We start from the raw sequence: 5401 nt of genomic DNA, 5'->3' as shown, positions 1-5401 counted from the left end.
CGGACTCGGCGCGCTTGCCCCAGTTGACGTCGAACGCGGCCAGGCCGGAGGTTTCCAGCTTGGTCTGGCCGGTGCCCTTGAACAGACTGCCTTCCCAATTAGTGCTGGCCTTGCTGACGGAGGCTTTAGCCATGGCTGTTGCTCCTTCTGGTTGGGTGGTCCTGTGGCCCACCATAGCCGGGGGTCCGGGCGGTTTGACGTGGTCGCACACAGCTGGACGGCAGGTCGGCCGGCGCACTTCGGCCACTGGCTCACAGTTGTACCCAACCGGCCTGGACACACCCACCGCGGTATGGTCTGCGGCAGTGGCGCCGGCCCGGGGCGTCTGTGCGGCTGCGATGGACCCGCCGGGGCAGCCAAGACCCCGGGAGGCAGGTGCTCCCGGGGCCGGTTGTTGAGTGGGTGTCAGTCCTCGATCAGAAGGCCGACGGCTTGGCCTTGTAGCCGGCCTTGCCGACTGCCGCCACCAGGTCATCGACACTGGCCTTCTGCTCGTCGTGGTCGACCTCGATCCGTGAGGACGCGAAGTGCACCTTCACGTCTTCAACGCCGGCGAGCCGGCCGACCTGCTTCTCGATCTTGGAGACGCAGGAGGGGCAGGAGAAGCCCTCCGCGCGAAGGATGGTGTGGGTGGTGTTCTGGGTGTTGGTGCTCATTACGTGTTTCCTTTCCTGAAAGTCTGGGCCGGTTGGACGGTTTTCCGTCCCGACACTTGAAACCATAGGCACTGCGACGATCTGGTTCCTTGACGTGCGTCAAGCCACTTCGACGACTGTCTTGCCGGCGGCGTGCCCGGACTCCACCACCGCCATCGCGTCCGCCGCTCGCTCCAGCGGGAAGGTTGCCGTGATGTGTGGGTCGACCAGGCCTGCGGCGAGCACGTCGGCGACCCGTGCCATCGCCTGCGGGTCGCGCTTGCGCACGGCTCCGCCGAGGTCGAGGACGCCGCGGTCGGCGGCGGAGATCACCCGGTCGGGCGTCCTGGCCAGCGGTGCCGCCTCGCGCAGCACTTCGCCGCCAACCAGGTCGATCACCAGGTCGACGCCATCGGGGGCCAGTTCGCGGACGCGGTCGGCGAAGCCCGGGCCGGATACCACGAACTCGGCCCCGGTCGATTCGACCAGTTCGCGCTTGGACTCGCTGGCGCCCCCGATCACCCGGAACTTGTGCACCCGGCAGATCTGGGCGGCCATCAGGCCGACGCCGCCACCGGCGCCGATCACCAGCACGGTGTCGCCGGCGTCCAACTCGACCTGGTGGGTCAGGTCGTAGGCAGTGGTGGCGGCGACCGGGACCGTTGCGGCCGCCGCGAAGCTCAGCTCATCGGGCTTGGTCACGGCGTACTCGGCGGTCACGAGCGCGTGCTCGGCGATGCCTCCGACACCGGGCGGGACGGCGGCCAGCACGGCGTCCCCCACCTGGAACTGGTCGACCCCCTCCCCCACAGCGGCGACGATCCCGGACACCTCCGAGCCGAGCCCGGCCGGCAGCGGTCGGTCGGTGCCGACCCGGCCGGACCGGAACTTGACGTCGTAGGGGTTCACCCCGGCGGCTCGGACCTCGACCAGCAGTTGGCCGGGCCCGGGCCGGGGCACCTCGCGGTCGCGCAGTTCCTGGTGTTCGGGGCCGCCGTACTGGGTGAAGACAAAGACCTTGGACATCTGTGGTTTCCTCCTCTGGTTTGGCTAGGGGTTGCCGGGCGGTCAGCCGGCGGCTTCGACGAAGACGCGTGCAGTATCGCTGGTCGGGGCCTGCTGAGGTGCTGGCCTGACGTCCCGGCTCTTGTCGGGCCGCAGCAGCCGCATGGCGTTGACGATGACGACCAGCACCGAGGCCTCGTGCACCAGCATCCCGATCGCCATGGTGACGCCACCGAACAGCACGCCGCTCAGCAGGGCAGCCACGGTCAGCAGCGCGATGGCGATGTTCTGCCGCATGTTGGCGACGGTGCGGCGGGCCAGCCGGACAGCCTGCGGCAGCTTCAGCAGGTCGTCGGCCATCAGGGCGATGTCGGCAGTCTCGATCGCCACACCGGTGCCGGCTGCGCCCATGGCGACCCCGATATCGGCGGTGGCAAGGGCGGGGGCGTCGTTCACGCCGTCGCCGACCATCGCCACCACGTGACCAGCCCGCTGGAGTTGGGTGACGATGTCGAGCTTGTCCTCCGGGAGCAGGCCGGCCCGCACCTCGTCGACGCCCACCTGGGCGGCGACCGCCTCGGCCACCCGCTGGCTGTCACCGGTCAGCATCACCACGTCGCGCACCCCGTTGGCGTGCAGACGGCGCACCATCTCGGCGGCGTCCGGACGGACCTTGTCCGCCACGCCCAGCACACCAAGCACCTGGCCATCGCAGGCGATGACCATGGGGGTCCTGCCCTGTGAGGCGAGGTCATTGACCACCGGCTCGGCAGCCGCGGTGTCGATGTCCTCTGCCTGCAGCAGCTTCAGGTTGCCGACCAGGACCCGGTGGTCGATCAATGTGGCGATGATGCCCTTGCCCGGCACCGGTTCGGTGTGTGATGGCATTCCGGTGATGTCCAGCCCCTTCTCGACCGCGCCTTCGATGATGGGACGCGCCAGCGGGTGCTCGGAGCCGGTCTCGGCCCGGGCGGCCATGGTGAGGACGTGGTCGGCGTCCATGTCGTCGTGCAGCACCACCACATCGGTCAATACCGGTCTGCCCTCGGTCAGGGTACCCGTCTTGTCCAGCGCGACCGCCGAGATCCTGGCCGAGGTCTCCAGGTACTCCCCGCCCTTGATCAGGATGCCGTCACGAGCGCCACGTCCGATACCGGCCACGATTGACACCGGGATGGAGATGACCAGGGCGCCGGGGCAACCGATGACCAGCAGCGTGAGACCCAACACGACGTCCCGGGAGATCAGCCCGACGACCAGCGCCAGCAGGATGATGCCGGGGGTGTACCACTTGGCGAAGCGGTCCATGAACTTCTGCGTCTTGGCCTTGGCGTCCTGGGCCTCTTCCACGCGGTGGATGATTCGGGCCAGCGTGGTGTTTGCGCCAACACCGGTGGCCTCGACCTGCAGGAATCCGCCGGTCGAGATGGTGCCGGCAAAGACAGTGTCGCCGGTCGTCTTCTCCACCGGTATTGATTCACCTGTGATGGAAGCCTCATCCAGAGCGCCGCTACCACCGACGACGATGCCGTCCACCGGCACCTTGGCGCCGTTCTTGACCAACACTGTCTCCCCCGGCTCAACTTCTGCCGCCGAGATCTCAACCTGCTGTGCGTCACGCAGCACCACGGCGGTGTCAGGAGCGACCGCGACCAACTCGGCCAGCGCCGAGCGGGTCTTGCTCAAGGTGGCGTTCTCCAGGGCCCCACCGATGGCGAACAGGAAGGTGACGGCGGCCGCCTCCCAGTACTCGCCGATGATGACCGCGCCGATCGCGGCGATCGACACCAGCAGGTCGATGCCGATCACGCGGACCAGCAGCGCCCGAACGGACTTGACGACGATGGGCATTCCCGCGACCACTGCTGCTGCGATCATCAACAGGTCTGCCGGGAGTTGGGCGCCGCCCAGATTAGCGGTGAGGATCGACGCCAGGATCAGAATCCCCGAAATGACGGGGACTGCCCAGCGGTTGTGAAGCCACTGGTGGACGTTTGTCATGGCTGAACCTTTCTTCGTGTGCATTGGGCGTTCTCGCCGCCCGCTCAATCTCGAAGTTACGGAACCCTCGGAACGGGCGCCTTGACCGGCATCAAGCGCGCAGTTCGGCCCACCGGCGAGACGCCCCGACACACTCCCGGTGTCTGCGCGGGTGGTCCGCGTAGGTCGCGACCCAGGTGGCAGGAGGGCGGCTTCAGGTCGGATACCAACGCAAGGCGGCCGAAAATCCTCCGGCCGGCACCCGCTGAGCACACCTCCCGGTGCGGTGTCAACCGCAAAGTTTCCCGCCGAGGCGTCTCGCGATTCGAGACAGGATTTGCAATTTGAAAGGTTCAAGTCGGAAAGTACCTTGGTCGGCACCAAGCGGAAGGATTCCGGACACCAGGTGTGAGGGAGGTAGGCCGATGAACGCTCCGGCGTTGATCCTGTTGGCACAGGGAACCGTGCACCCATGCGTGGAGCAGGTGTACCACGCCTTGCGTCACCAGCTTCAGAGCGAGCGCCCAGCCCTCTCGATTCACCTGGCCTTCACCGACACCTGTCCACCCACCGGCCCCCAGGTCGTGGGGACGCTGGCCAACCGCGGCGTGGGCGAGATCGTGATGGTTCCGCTGGACCTGTCCCGGGTCTGCCAGCCCACCGACGAGATGCAGCAGGTGCTGCTCGCGGCCCGCAGGCATCGTCCGGACGCCAGGATCACCATGGCCCGTCCGATCGGGCCGGCGGTTGAACTACTGAACATCCTCGACGTCCGGCTGCGCAACGCGCTGTCGGCGGCCAATGCCACCGAACTCGACGGCCTGGTGTTGTCGAACCCGGCCTGCGGTGACCCCCGCGGCGCAGGTCTGATCGCCCGCCGCGCCCGGCAGTGGGCTGCCCACCACCGGCTCCCGGTGCTGGTCGCCTACGGTGACGAGTCTGGCCACGACGTCGCCTCCGCGATCAGCAGTCTGCGGCAGCTCGGCCGCCGGCACATTGCGGTCGGCTCGGTCTACATCGCCCCGACCGTCGCCTACCGCCAGCAGGCGGAGCTGGCGCTCGAGTCGGGTGCGCTCGCGGTGAGCGCACCGATCGGGGCCGAGCCGCGGCTGGCCGAGTTGGCGATGGCCAGGTACGCGTACACGGCCATGGCAATGCTGGACGACCAGACCACCGGCGAGCTGGAGCTGAACGACCAGGCCCTGTAGGGGCAGCTGCCGGCTACTCGGTCGGCAGCGCCTCGACTCTCGCCCGTTCGGCGTCGACGTCGAAATCGGCGCCCGGCCAGCCGAGCCGCAGCCCCTCCAGCGTCTCCAGCAGGACGTGTGCGATGGCCCAGTTGCGGTACCACTTACGGTCGGCCGGGATCACGTACCACGGCGCGGCGGCGGTGTTGCACCTGGTCATCGCGATGCTGTACGCGGCCATGTAGTCGTCGTACTTGAGCGCGGTGTCGACGTCGCTGGTGTTGTACTTGTAGTACTTGTCCGGGTTGTCCAGCCTGGCCAGCAGCCGTTCCCGCTGGGTGGCCTTGGACACGTTCAGGAAGCACTTGACCACGGTGATGCCCGAACCCACCAGTTCGGCCTCGAACTCGTTGATCGCGCCATAGCGTCGCTCGATCTCGTCGGGTGAAGCCATCGACTCGACCCGCTGGATGAGCACGTCCTCGTAGTGTGAACGGTCGAAGATGCCGATCTTGCCGGGCCCGGGCAGGGCGCGGCGGATCCGCCAGAGGAAGTCCTGGGCGCGCTCCTCCTCGGTGGGTGCCTTGAACGACT

Annotated in this window: 4 protein-coding genes and 1 pseudogene; 1 reads left to right on the top strand and 4 read right to left on the bottom strand. The window is 67.8% G+C overall.

Going from position 1 to position 5401, the window contains the following annotated elements; translation table 11 throughout:
• Positions 1-416: 416 nt before the first annotated feature.
• The 3 genes from WBL05_RS13755 to WBL05_RS13745 all read right to left on the bottom strand — a co-directional run bounded on the left by WBL05_RS13755 (position 417) and on the right by WBL05_RS13745 (position 3641).
• Complete coding sequence (locus WBL05_RS13755) at positions 417-656, bottom strand: heavy-metal-associated domain-containing protein (RefSeq protein ID WP_424226724.1); 240 nt, start codon at positions 654-656, stop codon at positions 417-419.
• Positions 657-755: 99 nt separating this feature from the next.
• On the bottom strand, positions 756-1661 hold the full coding sequence (locus WBL05_RS13750) for a quinone oxidoreductase family protein (protein WP_424226723.1): 906 nt from the start codon (positions 1659-1661) through the stop codon (positions 756-758).
• A gap of 42 nt (positions 1662-1703) precedes the next feature.
• The gene (locus WBL05_RS13745; protein WP_424226721.1) at positions 1704-3641 is read right to left on the bottom strand and encodes a heavy metal translocating P-type ATPase; all 1938 of its coding nucleotides are present in this window, start codon (positions 3639-3641) and stop codon (positions 1704-1706) included.
• Positions 3642-4045: 404 nt separating this feature from the next.
• On the opposite strand from WBL05_RS13745, the gene WBL05_RS13740 reads away from it, so the two are divergent.
• Entirely contained in the window at positions 4046-4828 is a 783-nt protein-coding gene (locus WBL05_RS13740) for a sirohydrochlorin chelatase (protein ID WP_424226719.1), read from the top strand.
• A gap of 13 nt (positions 4829-4841) precedes the next feature.
• Here the strand turns inward: WBL05_RS13740 and WBL05_RS13735 are convergent.
• Positions 4842-5401 (bottom strand): annotated as a pseudogene (locus WBL05_RS13735) (polyphosphate kinase 2 family protein); the annotation flags it as partial.

The organism is Brooklawnia sp. (genome assembly GCF_049651565.1).
Taxonomy (GTDB): domain Bacteria; phylum Actinomycetota; class Actinomycetes; order Propionibacteriales; family Propionibacteriaceae; genus Brooklawnia.
This window is presented reverse-complemented; position numbering and strand designations above follow the sequence as displayed.

Excerpts from the sequence above, each read along its gene's own strand:
- WBL05_RS13740 (WP_424226719.1), top strand. The coding sequence starts at position 4,046 with ATGAACGCTCCGGCGTTGATCCTGTTGGCACAGGGAACCGTGCACCCA.
- WBL05_RS13755 (WP_424226724.1), bottom strand. The coding sequence starts at position 656 with ATGAGCACCAACACCCAGAACACCACCCACACCATCCTTCGCGCGGAG.
- WBL05_RS13745 (WP_424226721.1), bottom strand. The coding sequence starts at position 3,641 with ATGACAAACGTCCACCAGTGGCTTCACAACCGCTGGGCAGTCCCCGTC.
- WBL05_RS13750 (WP_424226723.1), bottom strand. The coding sequence starts at position 1,661 with ATGTCCAAGGTCTTTGTCTTCACCCAGTACGGCGGCCCCGAACACCAG.